The organism is Acinetobacter sp. 742879 (assembly GCF_000588535.1).
Classification (GTDB): domain Bacteria; phylum Pseudomonadota; class Gammaproteobacteria; order Pseudomonadales; family Moraxellaceae; genus Acinetobacter; species Acinetobacter pittii.
Genome location: NZ_JFYC01000011.1, coordinates 53,995 through 70,807, shown reverse-complemented (window position 1 = coordinate 70,807; position 16,813 = coordinate 53,995). Strand labels below are relative to the sequence as shown.

Here is a 16,813-nt window from a genome sequence, read left to right as displayed (position 1 = left end):
CATCCTCATTTAAAACAATGAATATGAAGTCCGGCAGAAAAAGTCTCGTTAATCTTCAATAGATCCTGCCTGACATCGAATTATAAGAAAGCCACAAACAAATGTATTGTACCAGCAATAAATCCGGTTACCCCACCTAGTACAATAAGAATCCACTCATCCTCCTGAAATGCAGGACGTAATAAATTCTGAAATTCTTTTGGTGTTAGTTCACGAATACGCTCTTTAAACATTTGAAAAATCTTCTGTGCCCGGCTTGCATTCAGTGCAGGGTCACATACGGGTCCCATCGTAATTTCAATTGAACGATCAATCAAGTCCGTCTTTAATCTTGCGTACTCTCTTGGCCCTAAAGAAAGCTGTAAAGATGTGCGAACTAACGGGGTTTCCATGATTTCGTTAATATGACGCTTAACAATGCGGCGCGTTTTATCTTTACGCGGCCCGTACATCATTTCGGTCATAATCGATTTTAACGTGATCAGATCTTCTGTGACTACGCTCGAAAACACATCAGAGACTTCCTCTTGACGCTTCATAAAAGCGCCTTGGACATTATAGGTCCCAATTCGAAGAACTGGTACAACCCATGGAAACTTACGATCTTTTGTTAATCTAAAAATCTGTGGATAACGAATATAATGCGGCTCAATTGGGTTAAATACCATCCAGATTGCGATCCAGTTAGTTAAAAAGCCCCAAATTGCAGCCCAAAATGGTACTGTCCAGTGCCATGGTACTACAAACCAAACCACCATTTGGAAAATACCAAAGAACATGCCAATCAGTGCACTAATATGCCAAATAAAGTTAATTTCTTTTTGACCCACCTTTAAGAACATACGTACCATTAAACGGCGATCACCTTCCATCTGGCTCACGACCATTTCACGCATGTTAACCAGTGACTCTACATTCATGGTCAGCTCAGTCACTAATTCTTTTAGCACACCCGGCAATTGCTTATGTGCTTGAGCATAAATACGGCGTTTAATTGAATAAGGTAGATTTTCCCAAAGCACAGCATTACGATCAATCATGACTTCATCAATAAGATGTTCAAGTTCAAAACCGACTTGTTCACCAATAATACGCGCCATATCTTCAGGATCCATTGCTTCTAAAAATTCACGCAATGAACCTAATTTAGATAAAGTGTTATCGGTAATAATCCCAGAGATACGTCCTGCTTTACGTGGCACAATACCTTGCCAACCTACTGGCAAGGGTCCTAAATGGAATCCCCAAAATTTAATTGGGTAAAATACCATTTTTAAAGCCATCCACACATGTGCCCATGTGACAAAAGCCGTTACGGGAATAATACTCAAAACGGCCCAAAAATCAGGTCTGTGTAAAAAGGTCTGCCACAATCCACTGACGTACTCTAACATGTAAGACTCTCGTATTTATTTGTGCTCTGCTTATGGCGAGTTAACGATAAACTGCTTTGTTTTATAAACCAAAACTTAGAGAATAAGAAAATTGAATTTGTGGTTTCGTATCTGCAGCAACATTTCCGTTCTGGTCGGTTAATTTTTCAGCTGCACCGATACCCACACTAAAAGTGCTAATTCTTTCTGAATTTAACCACACATAGGCTAAGTCAACACCCGCACCTAAACGGGATTTAAAATCACCATCGACCTCTTTACTATCAAGATGACCAGCATAGAAACCGATATAGTAACCATTTTTGTCTGTGCCAGTAAGATAATAAGGATATCTAAAACCAACTTGACCACCAGTGGTTTTGTCACCATTCAAAAATGCACCGGCTTTGGCATAGGCAATACCATACGGGTTTACCCATTCACCGTTAAGATGTAATAATTTTTGAGTAACTCCGGCACCCACATTCCAAGTAGATGCATTATGTCCTGCTAATTTTGCTTCTGGAAGAAACGAGTAGTCTTGAGCATGGGCCCAACTACTTACTGTCAAAACTGCAAGTAAGGGATAAATTTTTCTCATTATTTTCTCCATTTTCCCTAATCGTATGGTGAGAACAACCCTATTCTATTGAATGAGAGACTTTAACAGAATTATTTTGCTTCTTATATACAAGTATCTACAATTTTGTTGTCTGCAAAGTCAAAAAGTATCTTATTAAAATGCAATGAAACTTTGAAAATTATGCAATATTTTAAGTGCTCTTGCGTTAGAATAAGCAGCTATTTTTCTACCCTATGTCATTAAGTCGATCCTTATGAAACAGCACTTTCCTTTAAAAGATATCCAGCAAGAAAAGCGCATTTATCGAGGTCGTATCTTTTTTGCCATAGGGATCGTGACCATCTGCTTATTAGTCTTAATTAGCCGATACGCTTATCTACAAATTTTTCACTACGACGAATTCTCGACTGCATCTGATAAAAACCGAATTCGCTTGCAACCACTTCCGCCTGCTCGTGGTTATATCTATGACAGAAACGGTGTATTACTAGCAGATAACTATCCTGTTTTTACAGCAACTTTAAGTAAAACAGATGTAGAAGATGTTGATAGTGTCATTGAGCAATTACAGCCTATTTTAGATTTAACGCAAGAAGATATTGACCGTTTTAAAAGCCGTATAAAAACTGCCCGTAAAACTGAACGCGTCGCGATTAAGCTCAATCTAACTGAAGCCAATATTGCTAAATTTAGTGAAGCCAAATATAAGTTTCCGGGTGTTAGAATCGAGACACAAATGACTCGCTATTATCCACACGGTGAGTTATTTGCTCATGTAATTGGCTATGTCGGGCGTATCAACGATAAAGAATTAAAAAGTATTGATAAAGACTTATATGCTGGGACCAACCTAATTGGAAAAATTGGCGTTGAGAAAAGCTATGAAGACCTATTGCATGGAACACCGGGTTACGAATCTGTTGAAGCAGATGCACATAGTAATGTATTGCGTCATTTAGGTCGTAAAGACCCTACTCGCGGTAATGACCTCTATTTATCTTTAGATTACGGTTTACAGGTAGTTGCATCTCAGCAGCTCGCAGGTCGTCGTGGAGCTATTGTCGCTATTGATCCTCGTACAGGTGAAATTCTAGCTTTAGTGTCTAGTCCAAGTTTTAACCCTAATTTGTTTGTGACAGGCATTAGTCATACTGACTACAGTTCACTACGTGACAATTTAGACCAACCTCTTTATAACCGTGCTGTGCAGGGTGTATATCCCCCTGGTTCTACCATTAAACCAATGGAAGCAATGGGTGGCCTACACTACGGTATTGTAGACTGGTCAACGGCAATTTCTGACCCTGGTTATTTCCATCTACCAGGTGATTCACATAAGTTCCGTGACTGGAAAAAATCTGGTCATGGCATCGTGAACATGCATAAAGCCATCATTATGTCATGTGATACCTATTTTTATATTCTTGCCCATCAAATGGGTATTGATCAAATGAACCAATGGATGCGCCAATTTGGATTTGGTCAAAAAACAGGTGTCGATTTACCAAGTGAAAGTGAAGGCCTTTATCCAAGTCCTGAATGGAAAATGCGTACGCGTAAAGCGAAATGGATGAAGGGTGAAACTATTTCTGTCAGTATTGGTCAAGGCGCGTTTACAGCCACTCCATTACAGCTTGCGATGGCAACAGCAATTACGGCAAATCATGGTTCTCATGTAACGCCTCATGTTTTACGCGCAACGCATGGTGCAAAACCATTTACAGTACGTAATGCACCTGATGGCAAAATCAAATTCAACGGCACTGATGAAGACTGGATTCAAATGCGTGATGCCATGATTGATGTAATTCAATCAGGTACTGGCCGCGGTATTCGTACTCCCCTCTACCAAATTGCAGGGAAAACAGGTACAGCACAGGTTAAGAGTATTGCACAGGGTAAACGCTATAACGAAGCAGCCTTGAGTGAACGTCAACTTGACCATGGTTTATTCGTTGGATTTGCCCCTGCTGAAAAACCTGAAATTGCGATTGCAGTCATTTGGGAAAATGGTCGTCATGGTGGTTCAGCTGCTCAACTTGCAAGACCTGTCTTTGATTACTGGCTATTAACTCGTAAGAAAAACCCGATTCGTCCAGCAAATCACCAAGTCAATGGCGGGGTAATGACAGCAGGTATTAAACCGGGTGAACTTCCAAGCGGCGGTGAAAGTTCTGGTCCAGCATCGGCTACAGCTACCACCAACAAACCAGCAGCATCAACACCGCAAGCTGCTCCTGCTCGTCCTGCTACCAATGAGGCCGATGAATAATGAAAAATCAATTACGTATAATTGGCGGCGAATGGAAAAGACGAGTACTGCCTTTCGCTAGCATTGATGGCTTACGCCCAACCCCAGATAGAGTACGCGAAACTCTATTTAACTGGCTCATGTGGGATATTCAAAATGCTCAAGTTCTCGACATCTGTACAGGCTCTGGTGCATTAGGTTTTGAGGCTCTGTCACGTGGTGCTGCATCTGTTTATATGATTGAGCCTGACAAAGCTCAGGCACGATTTTTAAAAGATAATATTGAACTATTAAAAGCCCAAAACTGTCATCTAATTAATACAACGGCTCAACAAGCCCTACCCCGCTTAAAAGAACAGTTCGATGTGGTTTTTTTAGATCCACCTTATAGTCTTGATTTATGGCAAGAACTCTCGAACTTGGCAGAGCCTCATATTAAAAAAAATGGATATATTTATGTTGAAGCTGACCGAGATTTATCCCAGCTTCATCTTCCAGCAACATGGCAACAAGTTAAAACCACTAAAGCGGGTACAGTTCACGCGGGGCTTTACCAGAAAGTAAACGAATAAAAAAGGTAGCTTAAAGCTACCTTTTTCTTTGCAAAGTTTTAGTTAGCTTAAGCCAATCACTGCAACAACTGCTGCACAGGCGCCAACAATTTTTTTGCCATATGGCACATATCGGGTAAGCACAGCACCCAACACCAATCCACCCAAATAGATGAGCGCCATACCAGCAACCATACCAGTTACTAATGCAACAATATGCCCTGCGTGTGCTAACTCAACACCATGAGCCATGCCATGGAAGCTTGCAAGTAATGCCGCGGCAATTGGTAAAACTTTATTGGATTTTGTCCATAGAGCAATTGCTGTAATAACTAAAGAAGCAACAATACCGTATTCAGCTATATTAACTGGTACCAAACCTTGAGCACCTATTAAAAAGCCTACAATTAAGGTAGTACTTAAGGCAATGACTCCAGCAATTTTCCACTGTTTAGCAGCTGACCACAACAAGACACCAAAACCTAAAGCCATGACTAAATGATCTAGACCGGTAAACGGATGAATAAAGCCCGCCATAAAACCAGAATGTGCATGGTCATGTCCCGGATGAGCCATTGCAAGTGCTGGCAATAATGAAAGGAGCACTACACTCCATTTTTTCATGAAGTCCATAATCTCTCCTTAAGCTTTAAACAGCCCTTGTTTCTCAATAAACTGAATAATTTCTTCAAGACCATCTTGTGTTTTCATGTTTGAAAATAAGAATGGCTTTTCTCCGCGCATGCGTTTCGCATCTTGGTCCATTACATCAAGGTTTGCACCTACCATTGGCGCAAGGTCAGTTTTATTAATAATGAGTAAATCTGACTTGGTAATACCCGGGCCACCTTTACGAGGAATTTTTTCACCACCAGCCACATCAATGACATATAAAGTTAAATCAGAGAGTTCAGGACTAAATGTCGCTGCCAAATTATCCCCACCGCTTTCAATGATAATAAGTTCTAAGCCTTCGAATTTTTCACACAAATCATCAATTGCAGCCAAGTTAATTGAAGCATCTTCACGAATGGCTGTATGAGGGCAACCACCTGTTTCCACACCCACAATCCGATCTGGCGACATCGCTTCATTACGGGTTAAAAAGTTTGAGTCTTCTTTGGTATAAATATCATTTGTCACTACAGCCATATTGTATTTATTACGCAAGGCACGGCATAAGTTAAGCGTAAGTGCTGTTTTACCTGAACCCACTGGCCCACCAATTCCGACTCGTAATGGACTACGTTCTGTCATGATTTTTATCCTTTTATTTCCTAAACTTAAGATCTGAATAACCGTGAATATTGTGTTTCGTGTTTCATGCTCAGCATGGCATAACGAGGTAAAGCGCTGCTCAATTGCTCATCATTAAGCTTCAAAGCTTTCTCTACCGCTTGTGGTACCAAACCATGCAAGTACCATAAAATTCTTTGTCCTGCCATTTGTCCTAAAGGAACAGTTTTTACTGCAGCTAAAACCTGATTTTCTAAAACAGTAAAGGTATAAGCAGTAAGTACATCCATGTCGTTGAGTTCGAGTCGACCACAAAGCTGTGCATAGACCGGCACAAAACCAAACTGCTTTTTAACCTCAACTGCTTTTTTTAAAACATCTTTAATCCACGCATTTAAAGAAAATGCCAGCTGTTGAGATTCTGCCAAAAGTTCTTTACTTTCTCTGCTGGCCTTATACAAATTTGCCCAAACCAGAAACTGTTCTGAGTCATCATGATGCTGCATGAGACGCTTTAATACGGGCAACTCAAACCTCACCAACAACATCTCAAGCACTTCTTCAAAGTAAGCAATTGCCGAGGTTTCGTCATGTATTAGGCCAATATCAATCGCCGTTTCCACACCTTGTGAATAACAATACGCCCCAACTGGCAATGCCGTAGAAGACAGTGTCAGCAGTTGCAGTAATTGCGCGGCACTATGAATGGACATGATGTAAAGCTTTGATTGGGCTTAAACGATGATCATGACTATGCTGCGCATAAGCACCACTTTCAGGTTCAAACGGATGATCAGTTTCTGAAACTGTAAGTCCTAAACCTTCTACCATTTCTGCAAGCACATGATCAGGCTCAAAATACAAAGCTGTAGGGGTCAACATTAACGGTACATGTCTATTACCTAAGTGATAGGCAGCTTTAAGTAAATCAAAATCGGTTTGAGCAGTGACTTGCATTAATCGCTCAGGTTTCGCGTCAACACGTAATACATCACCCTCTTGAGTTGCAATATATGAACCACTACGCAAAATACCAGTACGCGGTAAATCAGCACCAATATCGATGCCACTCGCTAAAGCTGCTCGAAAGCGGGATTTTTGGCGGGTATCAAAAGTCAGTTCAACCGTTTCAAATGCCTGATCAGGAGAAATATCTTCAAGTCGTTGGGTATAGATTTTCATTTAGCTTTTCTCTCCTTATTTATTTCTTTCATATCTAGAGTAATGAGGCAAATCATCTCTATAAAACTTATCAAAATAAGAAATAACGCTGTGCCATCGGTAACACGTCAGCAGGTTCACACGTTAATAATTCACCATCAGCCCGCACCTCATAAGTTTCAGGATGAACATGCATGACTGGACAATATGTGTTGTGCTTCATATCGGCTTTAGTAATTGCACGCGTGTTTTTACATGGACTAATTAACTTTTTAAGATTTAGTTTCTCAGCAACTTTTTCATCAATTGCGATTTGAGATAAAAAGGTTATACAGGTGTTATGCACACCACGCGGATAGGCACCAAACATTGGGCGATAATGCACGGGTTGAGGTGTCGGAATGGAAGCATTAATGTCACCCATCGGTGCCGCTGCAATCATGCCACCTTTAATAATCATGGAAGGTTTTACACCAAAAAACGCAGGCTTCCATAACACTAAATCAGCAAGTTTTCCGACCTCCACCGAACCAATTTCATGGCTTAAACCATGGGTAATTGCTGGGTTAATTGTATATTTGGCAATGTAGCGTTTAACGCGATTGTTATCATGAAACTCATTATCACCCTCTAAAGGACCACGTTGAATTTTCATTTTATGAGCAGTTTGCCAAGTACGTAAAATCACTTCACCCACACGACCCATCGCCTGAGAGTCAGAGGACATCATGGCAATTGCACCTAAGTCTTGCAAAATATCTTCAGCGGCAATAGTTTCACGGCGAATACGGCTTTCTGCAAAAGCAATATCTTCAGCAATTGCTGGGTCTAAATGGTGGCAAACCATGAGCATGTCTAAATGCTCATCAATGGTATTAATGGTGTACGGTCGGGTTGGATTAGTTGAAGACGGCAAGACATTACTTTGTCCAATTGCCTTTAAAATGTCAGGTGCATGCCCACCACCCGCACCTTCGGTATGGTACGTATGAATCGTGCGATCTTTAAATGCAGCTAGAGTTTCTTCTAAAAACCCACCTTCATTTAAAGTATCTGTATGAATCGCGACCTGAACATCGAACTCATCTGCCACACTCAAACAGTTATCAATGGCTGCTGGTGTTGAGCCCCAGTCTTCATGTAGTTTTAACCCAATTACCCCAGCTTTAATTTGCTCACGAATTGGGTCTGGCAAACTCAAATTACCTTTACCTAGCAGGCCAATATTCATAGGTAAATCATCAATCGCCTGCAACATAGTCGCAATATGCCAAGGACCTGGAGTCACTGTCGTTGCTGAAGTTCCAGCCGCTGGCCCCGTACCACCACCCACCATTGTTGTTGTACCCGACATTAGCGCGGTTTCAACTTGCTGAGGGCAAATCCAGTGAATGTGAGTATCAATACCCCCTGCCGTTAAAATTTGACCTTCACCCGCAATCACTTCTGTTGCAGCACCTAAAGGAATGGTAATGTCAGGTTGAATATCAGGATTTCCTGCTTTCCCTATTTTCCAAATTCGACCATTTTTTAAGCCAACATCAGCTTTTACAATCCCCCACCAATCTACAATCAAAGCATTGGTAATCACAGTGTCGGCAACTTCATCAGCTAAAAGTTGAGATTGCCCCATTCCATCCCGAATGACTTTGCCACCGCCAAATTTAACTTCTTCACCATAAGTCGTTAAATCTTGCTCAACCTCAATAAAAAGCTCTGTATCAGCCAAGCGAATACGATCACCAACCGTTGGACCAAACATTTCAGCATATGCACGACGTGACATTTTCATAACTTATTACTCATCTCTTTCATTATCGTTGTTATGTTTAATCCAACTTGCCCATGACTCGGCCTGCAAAACCATATACTTCTCGCTTACCCGCTAAAGCAACAAGCTCTACTTCCCGACTTTGTCCCGGTTCAAAACGTATCGCTGTGCCCGCCGCGATATTTAATCTAAAGCCTTTAGCTATTTCGCGATCAAACTGTAATGCATCATTTGCTTCATAAAAATGAAAATGAGAACCCACCTGAATAGGTCGATCGCCAATATTAGCAACTACAACTTTTAAAGTTTGCCGTCCAACATTCAGTTCAATATCAGTATCTGGAGTAATGATTTGACCAGGGATCATAAACGCTCCTTTTATACGATTGGCTGATGAACAGTGACTAATTTCGAGCCATCAGGAAAAGTTGCTTCGACCTGAACCTCAGCAATCATTTCTGGCACACCATCCATCACATCTTCACGCTTTAATAAAGTTGTTCCGTAATGCATCAAGTCGCTCACCGTCATACCGTCCCGTGCCCCTTCAAGCAAAGCAGCAGAAATAAAAGCGATAGCTTCCGGATAATTTAGCTTTAAGCCGCGAGCTTTACGGCGCTCAGCGACTAACCCTGCGGTAAAAATAAGTAATTTATCTTTTTCTGTTGGATTGAGTTCCATATCTCTTTCCTAAATAGCATCTAATTTCTTTAAGCAAAATACGTGCTCAAAAGCAGCATACTTGTTTTAATCGTTTTTTAAATACGCAATTTAACGTAACTTAGGTTCTCCAGATTCTTGGGAATTCTTCATCTAAATCAAACCAATAACGTCTTAATCTTGCTCTTATTGCCGCAAATGCATCATGGCAATGTCGGACATCATTTCCCAAGAAACGCGCACAAACTACATCATCTAATAATGTTAAAGTTACAGGTGCTTGCATACGCATCATCAATTCACGAATGAGTTCGAGCTGTTGTTCTAAATAAAATGAAGATCGATATTTCTCAGGTGCAACCGCCCAAAAGTTTCCCATTACTGCTTGATTATTCATACCTAAACACGAACTAAGCCAACGATCTTCTCCCTCAAAATACAATGTATCTGCAACCAATAACTTATGTTCTCGCCACAATTTAAACTGGTTGTAATAACTCCCTTGAATAAAGCGCTCCGCACGTGCCTGTCGCCCAAGTACCAACATATCCCAGCCAATAAAACTCGCAGCATGATCAAGATGAATATGAGTTTCGGAGTGTGCTAGAGCTCCGTCAAACAGCATCGTTTCTTGTGGAACCCACTCCAAAATAGACTGATCTCGCACATGAAGATGAATATGCTGAAAGGCTTGCTTTCCATTGGTTTTATACCATTTTCCCGCACCAGGAGTCGTTACAACCGCATGAGCTTGATCTTTGGTTTCGATTTGAAAAGTAAGATGGTCTCCTCCTGCAATTCCTGCTGGAGGATGTACAATAATGGCGTGACATACACCTGTTTTTTCAGGCCAGAGCATTTTTTGCACCCTTACAGGGCCATGATGCTTTCTATGACTCATTATGGTGCGCGAATTTTCAAAACAGAATCCGAGTTCTAATTGCGCATACCAAAATGGTGCTAAAGAGTTTTTTGAAAACGTTTGTACCTGATTCATTCTGGTTCATATGTTCAAAATAAGTGCTTAAAGTTATAAGCAAAATACGCACCAAATATAAAAATAAGCAAAATGATAAAATTAGATACAATTTTTTGATTTTAATGAGTTAAAAAACAATCAATGTCTAACATAAAACCACAGTAACTCATGGAATTATTTATACAATAGCGCCCACCGTTGCTTCCATACTTGCTCTCCATGAAACTTTTTTTCGTGTTAACGCCACTTGTCTTTTTAACTGGGTGTATTTTTGGCCAATCTAGTGAGGTCAAACGTGCAGAGAAAATTCTCCATAATTTTGAATGTAAAAATGTTGAGACAAGTCAGATTGCAACAAGCTCAATTAATTCTTACTACCAACAGTCTTTAGCGGTAAGCAAAGAAAAGGCGACTTCATATGTAGAGAGTTATAAAAATGGTGAAGAGTTATTTGACATGCCGCTCGATGAAGTTTTAAAGCAACAATATCAACTTTATAAATCGGCTTGTGATTCTTTAGGTGGGGGTTCTTCTCAACCTTAATATATAAAGGTATTCACTTAATTTTTTAGTGGATACCTTTTTTAATTTTATATCTTTCTTTTTGATTAAATTTCACTCACTTTACCTTTTGTTAAAATTAAATTACATACTTAAACTTTTATTAGGCTCTTATATTTCATAGCCTGTTTACTTGTTTTTTATTTATTTTCCGAGGTTTAGATCATCATGAAAAAAACATTATTATCAGTAGCACTCTTAAGTATCCTTCTTGCCGCTTGTAGCAAAAATGAAAATAAAGCCGACACGACAACTCAAGCATCTGCTCCAGCACAAACGACTGAAGCGGATAATAATGCTGTAGATACCGCACACACAGCTGAAAACTCACTCGATTGGGACGGCACATATAAAGGCACTCTCCCATGCGCAGACTGTGAAGGTATTAAAACTGAATTAGAACTTAAAGATGATAAAACCTACGAGCTAACCGAAACTTATCTTGGTAAAGGTGACACGAACCCATTTGAAACCCACGGTACCTTTACTTTCGACAAAGATAATACTTCAATTATTACGTTAGATGATAAAGGTCAAAACCGTAAATTCTTTATCGGTGAAAACACTGCAACCGCTTTAGATATGGAAGGTAAAAAAGTTGAAGGCTCTTTAGCTGAACACTATGTTTTGAAAAAATAATTTTTAATAATAAAAAACCCGCTCATTTGAGCGGGTTTTTTGATGAATCAATTCTTAGTGAGCTGCGAATTGGTTCATTGTGTTTTTAGCATCGTCATGTGCTTTAAGAGCGTTGTCACCAGAGAAGATTTCTTTGTGATCATCACCGATGTCAGAACCCGCCATTGCTTGGTGTTTAACACAAGCGATACCACCGCGGATTTCTTTACGTTGTACGCCAGCAACATAAGCCAACATACCTTCAGAACCGAAGTAACCTTGTGCAAGCTCATGAGTAGAAAGAGCAGCAGTGTGGTAAGTCGGAAGTGTGATCAAGTGATGGAACACACCCGCTTCACGAGAAGCATCTGCTTGGAAAGTACGGATCTTGTCATCAGCATCAGCAGCTAATTCAGTGTTGTCATATTCAGCACTCATTAATTTAGCGCGGTCATATGCAGAAACGTCTTTACCTTCAGCAACCCAACGGTCGTAAGCTTGTTGACGGAAGTTTAAAGTCCAGTTGAATGATGGGCTGTTGTTATAAACAAGCTTAGCATTTGGAACAACTTCTTTAACACGGTTAACCATGTGTGCAATTTCTTCTACGTTTGGAGTCGCAGTTTCGATCCAAAGAAGGTCAGCACCATTTTGTAAGCTAGACACACAGTCAAGTACAACACGGTCAATTTGAGTGTCAGCACGGAACTGATATAAGCCAGAAGGTAAACGCTTAGGACGGTGTAATTTACCATCACGCTTGATTAAGATTTCATCTTCTTGAGCATCAGCAATATCAATTTCTTGAGTATCTAAGTAGCTGATGTATTGAGAAGCGATGTCACCTGGCTCTTTAACCACTGGGATTTTTTGAGTCAAGTCAGCGCCTTCAGAGTCAGTACGCGCAACAATGATACCTTCTTCAAGACCCATTTCTAAGAATGCATAACGTAATGCATGGATCTTAGCGATGAAGTCTTCGTGTGGAACAGTTACTTTACCAGCTTGGTGACCACATTGTTTAGCATCAGATACTTGGTTTTCAATTTGAAGCGCACAAGCACCAGCTTCGATCATTTTCTTAGCAAGTAAGTAAGTTGCTTCTTCGTTACCGAAACCAGCATCGATGTCCGCAATAATTGGCACAACGTGAGTTTCAAAGTTGTCGATTTGAGCTGTGATTTCAGCTGCTTTAGCAGTATCACCAGCTTCTTGTGCTTTTTTAAGCGCACGGAATAAATCGTTTAATTCTTTTGCGTCAGCTTGACGTAAGAAAGTATAGATTTCTTCGATCAATGCAGGAACAGAAGTTTTTTCGTGCATAGATTGGTCAGGAAGTGGGCCAAATTCAGAACGAAGAGCAGCAACCATCCAACCAGAAAGGTAGATATAACGTTTGCTTGTAGTACCGAAATATTTTTTGTTCGCAATCATTTTTTGTTGTGCGATGAAACCATGCCAGCAACCTAATGATTGAGTGTATTTGCTTGAGTCAGCATCGTATTCAGCCATATCACGACGCATAATCGCAGCTGTATACTTAGCAATATCTAAACCAGTTTTGAAACGGTTTTGAAGTTGCATACGAGCAGCATCTTCTGGGCTAATGTCTGCCCAAGTATTGCCGAATTTTGCTTTTAATTGACGTACTGCATCAATCGCTGTTTGATATGTAGTCATGATATTGTCCTGTATTCATTTTAGGATTTCATCGATTGAAGCCTAGAGTCACGTTACTTAAATTTCTTATGACACCAGCTGCTTCCTCATGAACACAGCTTAGACTTAGCCAATCAATTAATCCAATATCCTTTGTTAATCTTCAGTATTTATTTAAAAAATATACCAATAAATCGATATTATAGATAAAACCAAAAACTTTAACACTTTGTTTATAAAAATAAAATTATCCTAAAGGAGTATAGAGTTTTATTCTAAAAACTCAATAAGTCTTATTTTTATACAATTTTTGAAGATTTTCCACTCATTTTTAAATCTAAAAGTCAATTGTAAATTAGGCTATTTTTGCCAATGTAAAAAGTCAATTGATATGCTAGAAATTGAGAAGTCACTCATAAATATATTCTATTTAAAGTTGAGACATTCAAAACTGAGCAAAGATAGTAAAAACGTGCCTTTGAAACGTCTTTCCACCCTACTTAATTCCTACAAAAAATGTCGCTTTTCTCATCATTTTTTCACACAATGATCATTAAATATGGCATAATTTGAAACAATTTCAGGGTTTTATTTTCGGTATTTTTTTTATGAATCTGGAGCGAGTAGATCTTAATCTATTAATATATCTTGATGTACTTCTTCGTGAAAAAAATGTTACGCGCGCAGCCGAACAGCTTGGGGTAACTCAGCCTGCAATGAGTAATATTTTACGTCGCTTACGTAATTTATTTAATGATCCACTTCTTATCCGTTCTTCCGAAGGGATGACCCCAACAGAACGTGCACTTGAATTACAACCTCGTATTCGAGATGCCCTTTCTGATCTCTCCATGATTTTGGAACCCCGTACCGAATTCCGCCCTTATACAAGTAATCGCGTTTTCCGCATTATGACATCTGACTATGCCGAGGCAACTTTAGTCCCTCGTCTTGTCAAAGCTCTACGCTCTGAAGCTCCAAATGTTGTACTCGACTTTCTTACACCAAGTGATGTGTCATATAGAGACATGGAACAAGGTAAAGTTGATCTTGCGATTAATAGATTTAATGAAATACCGCAAAGTTTCCACCAAGTGTTAGTTTGGCGTGATAGTTTCAGCTGTATTCTTAATGACAAACACCCTGCTGTAACCCATTTGAATCTCAAAAGTTATCTAGATGCGCAACATATCTGGGTTTCTAAAACAGGTATGGGTGTAGGCTTTGGTGTAAATCCAGATAAACAAGGCGGTTTAGGCTGGATCGATCAGGCATTAGAACGTATTGGTCAACGTCGTAAAATTTCTGTATTTACTCGTCACTACCAAATGCCAGCATTACTTGCTCAAAATGTTGACTTGATTGCCACCCTTCCAACTCGAATGGCGCGCCTACAAACTCAAAATCCAAAACTGGTTATAAAGGATCCTCCTTTTTATATTCCAGAATTTGAACTTAAAATGGCTTGGTGCCCGTTATTACATCATCACCCAGCTCATCGCTGGTTACGCCAACTTATTTTATTTGTTGCTCGTCAAATGATTGAAGAAGAAAATCGTGAATTTCTAACTAATAATTCGCAATTTTCTCATTATTAAGTAAATTTTGATTTAATTGTCGATTTTAGACATTATCTTCAAGCGCTGAGCAATCAATCTGATTACCTCAGCGCTTTTTTGTGTTAAAACATAGTCATAATAATGATGAACCTCGGGTGATTTGTGAGTCTCTTTCAAAATATCATTATCATCGTACTGCTCATCATCGCAGCAGGCTTTTTATCTTTAACTGAAATTGCATTGGCTGGTGCCAGAAAAGTAAAGTTAAAAATTTTAGCCGAAGCTGGCGAAGAACGTGCCCAACAAGTACTTGATCTACAAGAACAATCTGCCGATTTTTTTGCAGCTTCTCAAATTGGCCTAAATGCAGTTGCAATTTTAGGCGGTATTTTGGGGGAAGCTGCTTTTCGTCCCTTTTTTGTCACTTTAGTTGACCGCTTTTATGAAGGGCCTTGGACACAAACTATCGGTTTTGCCCTCTCCTTCACTTTAGTAACTTCTCTATTTATTTTATTTGCCGATCTCATGCCAAAACGCTTGGCAATGATTGCACCTGAAAAAATTGCAATTAGCGTTATTAACCCGATTCAAGTTTTTATTAAGGTGTGTAAACCCTTAGCTTGGGGAATTAATGCTATTGCGAATCTGTTATTTCGCTTATTTAAAGTCAATACAACACGCGAAGATAACATTACTTTTGATGATATCTCAGCAGTCATGGATGCAGGTGCTCAAGCCGGCGTACTTCAAAAACAAGAACACCACTTTATTGAGAACGTTTTTGAGCTAGAAGAACGCACTGTACCTTCAAGCATGACGACACGCGAAAACGTCGTTTATTTCACCTTAAACGAACATGAAGATAGTATTCGTCAAAAATTAGCAGAATATCCTTACTCAAAATTTTTAGTGTGTAATGAAAATATTGATCAGGTTATTGGTTATGTTGATGCTAAAGATTTCTTAGTACGCATTTTAAATAATCAATCACCAACTCAATTAAATGAGTCTACCATTCGTACTGTACTCATGATTCCCGACACTCTCACACTCTCTGAACTACTTGACCGTTTTCGTTCTACAAAAGAGAAATTTGCTGTCGTTATCAATGAATATGCACTTGTTGTAGGAGTGATTACGTTAAGCGATATCATGATTACAGTTATGGGTGATTGGGTTACTCCTATTGAAGAAGAACAGCAAATCATTAAACGTGATAATAACTCCTGGTTAATTGATGGCAGCACACCAATTGATGACCTAAGACATGCTCTTGAAATTGATGAAATGCCTGATGAAGAAAACTATGAGACGCTCGCAGGTTTCATGATGTACCGTTTACGCAAAATTCCACGTCCAGCAGATTTTGTGGAATTTGGTGGATATAAATTTGAAGTTGTCGATGTCGACCATTTTAAAATTGACCAACTTCTTGTAACTCGAATTTTAGAACAAACCGAAACACACTCATCAATTGATGAAAACTAATCGTTATTAATTTAAATGCCCCACAATTTAGCTGGGGTATTTTTTTAAATACTAAATAACTTTTTTAAATATATGTAATAATTATTTTAGATTCATTTATTCAATTTGCTCTTTTAATCTAAAAGTATTATTATTTTATTTAGTAAATCTATTAAAGCTTAAATACTGAAAATTAATAAAATAATCTATATCTCTTAACTGCCTATAAAGTAATTAAGTCCCATTTACATTGCAAACAAACTTAGATAACTTAGCTCAAAGTAAGCCCCTAAATGCTTCTTCTTCTCATTTCAATCATCAAAATATATATAATTAAAAAAAATGCTATATAATTTTTATTTTTATAATACCTTTATATTATTT

17 protein-coding genes are annotated in these 16,813 nt (G+C 39.1%); 6 read left to right on the top strand and 11 right to left on the bottom strand.

Annotated features, from left to right (window positions below):
- Positions 1-80: 80 nt before the first annotated feature.
- Together J690_RS17585 and J690_RS17580 are read right to left on the bottom strand one after the other, a co-directional pair.
- Entirely contained in the window at positions 81-1,394 is a 1,314-nt protein-coding gene (locus J690_RS17585; protein ID WP_032037250.1) for a DUF445 domain-containing protein, read from the bottom strand.
- Positions 1,395-1,455: 61 nt separating this feature from the next.
- Entirely contained in the window at positions 1,456-1,974 is a 519-nt protein-coding gene (locus J690_RS17580) for a hypothetical protein (RefSeq protein ID WP_032037248.1), read from the bottom strand.
- A 235-nt stretch (positions 1,975-2,209) separates the two neighbouring features.
- Here J690_RS17580 and mrdA point away from each other — a divergent pair, with 235 nt between their 5' ends.
- Positions 2,210-4,228: a penicillin-binding protein 2 gene (mrdA, locus tag J690_RS17575; protein ID WP_032037247.1), complete on the top strand. Its 2,019-nt coding sequence runs from the start codon at positions 2,210-2,212 to the stop codon at positions 4,226-4,228.
- On the top strand, positions 4,228-4,779 hold the full coding sequence (gene rsmD, locus J690_RS17570; RefSeq protein WP_017387153.1) for a 16S rRNA (guanine(966)-N(2))-methyltransferase RsmD: 552 nt from the start codon (positions 4,228-4,230) through the stop codon (positions 4,777-4,779). The genes mrdA and rsmD overlap by 1 nt, the downstream gene beginning before the upstream one ends.
- 42 nt (positions 4,780-4,821) lie before the next feature.
- Here the strand turns inward: rsmD and J690_RS17565 are convergent, their stop codons facing one another.
- The 8 genes from J690_RS17565 to J690_RS17530 all read right to left on the bottom strand — a co-directional run bounded on the left by J690_RS17565 (position 4,822) and on the right by J690_RS17530 (position 10,583).
- Positions 4,822-5,391 (bottom strand): HupE/UreJ family protein, encoded by a 570-nt coding sequence (locus tag J690_RS17565; protein WP_032037246.1) that lies wholly within the window; start codon positions 5,389-5,391, stop codon positions 4,822-4,824.
- 9 nt (positions 5,392-5,400) lie between these two features.
- The gene (gene ureG, locus J690_RS17560) at positions 5,401-6,015 is read right to left on the bottom strand and encodes an urease accessory protein UreG (protein WP_032037243.1); all 615 of its coding nucleotides are present in this window, start codon (positions 6,013-6,015) and stop codon (positions 5,401-5,403) included.
- 26 nt (positions 6,016-6,041) lie between these two features.
- Positions 6,042-6,707, bottom strand: a complete 666-nt coding sequence (locus tag J690_RS17555; RefSeq protein WP_032037241.1) for an urease accessory protein UreF — start codon at positions 6,705-6,707, stop codon at positions 6,042-6,044.
- On the bottom strand, positions 6,694-7,176 hold the full coding sequence (gene ureE / locus J690_RS17550; RefSeq protein ID WP_002117757.1) for an urease accessory protein UreE: 483 nt from the start codon (positions 7,174-7,176) through the stop codon (positions 6,694-6,696). The genes J690_RS17555 and ureE overlap by 14 nt, the downstream gene beginning before the upstream one ends.
- Before the next feature lie 70 nt (positions 7,177-7,246).
- Positions 7,247-8,947, bottom strand: a complete 1,701-nt coding sequence (ureC, locus tag J690_RS17545; RefSeq protein ID WP_002117509.1) for an urease subunit alpha — start codon at positions 8,945-8,947, stop codon at positions 7,247-7,249.
- 37 nt (positions 8,948-8,984) lie between these two features.
- Positions 8,985-9,293, bottom strand: a complete 309-nt coding sequence (locus tag J690_RS17540) for an urease subunit beta (RefSeq protein WP_032037239.1) — start codon at positions 9,291-9,293, stop codon at positions 8,985-8,987.
- Positions 9,294-9,304: 11 nt separating this feature from the next.
- On the bottom strand, positions 9,305-9,607 hold the full coding sequence (gene ureA, locus J690_RS17535; RefSeq protein ID WP_002117495.1) for an urease subunit gamma: 303 nt from the start codon (positions 9,605-9,607) through the stop codon (positions 9,305-9,307).
- Between the two features lie 100 nt (positions 9,608-9,707).
- On the bottom strand, positions 9,708-10,583 hold the full coding sequence (locus J690_RS17530; protein ID WP_212771364.1) for an urease accessory protein UreD: 876 nt from the start codon (positions 10,581-10,583) through the stop codon (positions 9,708-9,710).
- Between the two features lie 201 nt (positions 10,584-10,784).
- Here J690_RS17530 and J690_RS17525 point away from each other — a divergent pair, with 201 nt between their 5' ends.
- Together J690_RS17525 and J690_RS17520 are read left to right on the top strand one after the other, a co-directional pair.
- On the top strand, positions 10,785-11,108 hold the full coding sequence (locus tag J690_RS17525; RefSeq protein WP_032037237.1) for a hypothetical protein: 324 nt from the start codon (positions 10,785-10,787) through the stop codon (positions 11,106-11,108).
- 186 nt (positions 11,109-11,294) lie between these two features.
- Positions 11,295-11,765: a copper resistance protein NlpE gene (locus J690_RS17520; RefSeq protein ID WP_032037235.1), complete on the top strand. Its 471-nt coding sequence runs from the start codon at positions 11,295-11,297 to the stop codon at positions 11,763-11,765.
- 54 nt (positions 11,766-11,819) lie between these two features.
- On the opposite strand, the gene J690_RS17515 is transcribed toward J690_RS17520, so the two are convergent.
- Positions 11,820-13,424: an isocitrate lyase gene (locus J690_RS17515; protein ID WP_002117581.1), complete on the bottom strand. Its 1,605-nt coding sequence runs from the start codon at positions 13,422-13,424 to the stop codon at positions 11,820-11,822.
- 587 nt (positions 13,425-14,011) lie between these two features.
- On the opposite strand from J690_RS17515, the gene J690_RS17510 reads away from it, so the two are divergent.
- Together J690_RS17510 and paeA are read left to right on the top strand one after the other, a co-directional pair.
- Positions 14,012-15,001 (top strand): LysR family transcriptional regulator, encoded by a 990-nt coding sequence (locus tag J690_RS17510; RefSeq protein WP_004703082.1) that lies wholly within the window; start codon positions 14,012-14,014, stop codon positions 14,999-15,001.
- A gap of 123 nt (positions 15,002-15,124) precedes the next feature.
- Positions 15,125-16,450, top strand: a complete 1,326-nt coding sequence (gene paeA / locus J690_RS17505) for a polyamine export protein PaeA (protein WP_002117726.1) — start codon at positions 15,125-15,127, stop codon at positions 16,448-16,450.
- Positions 16,451-16,813 lie beyond the last annotated feature (363 nt).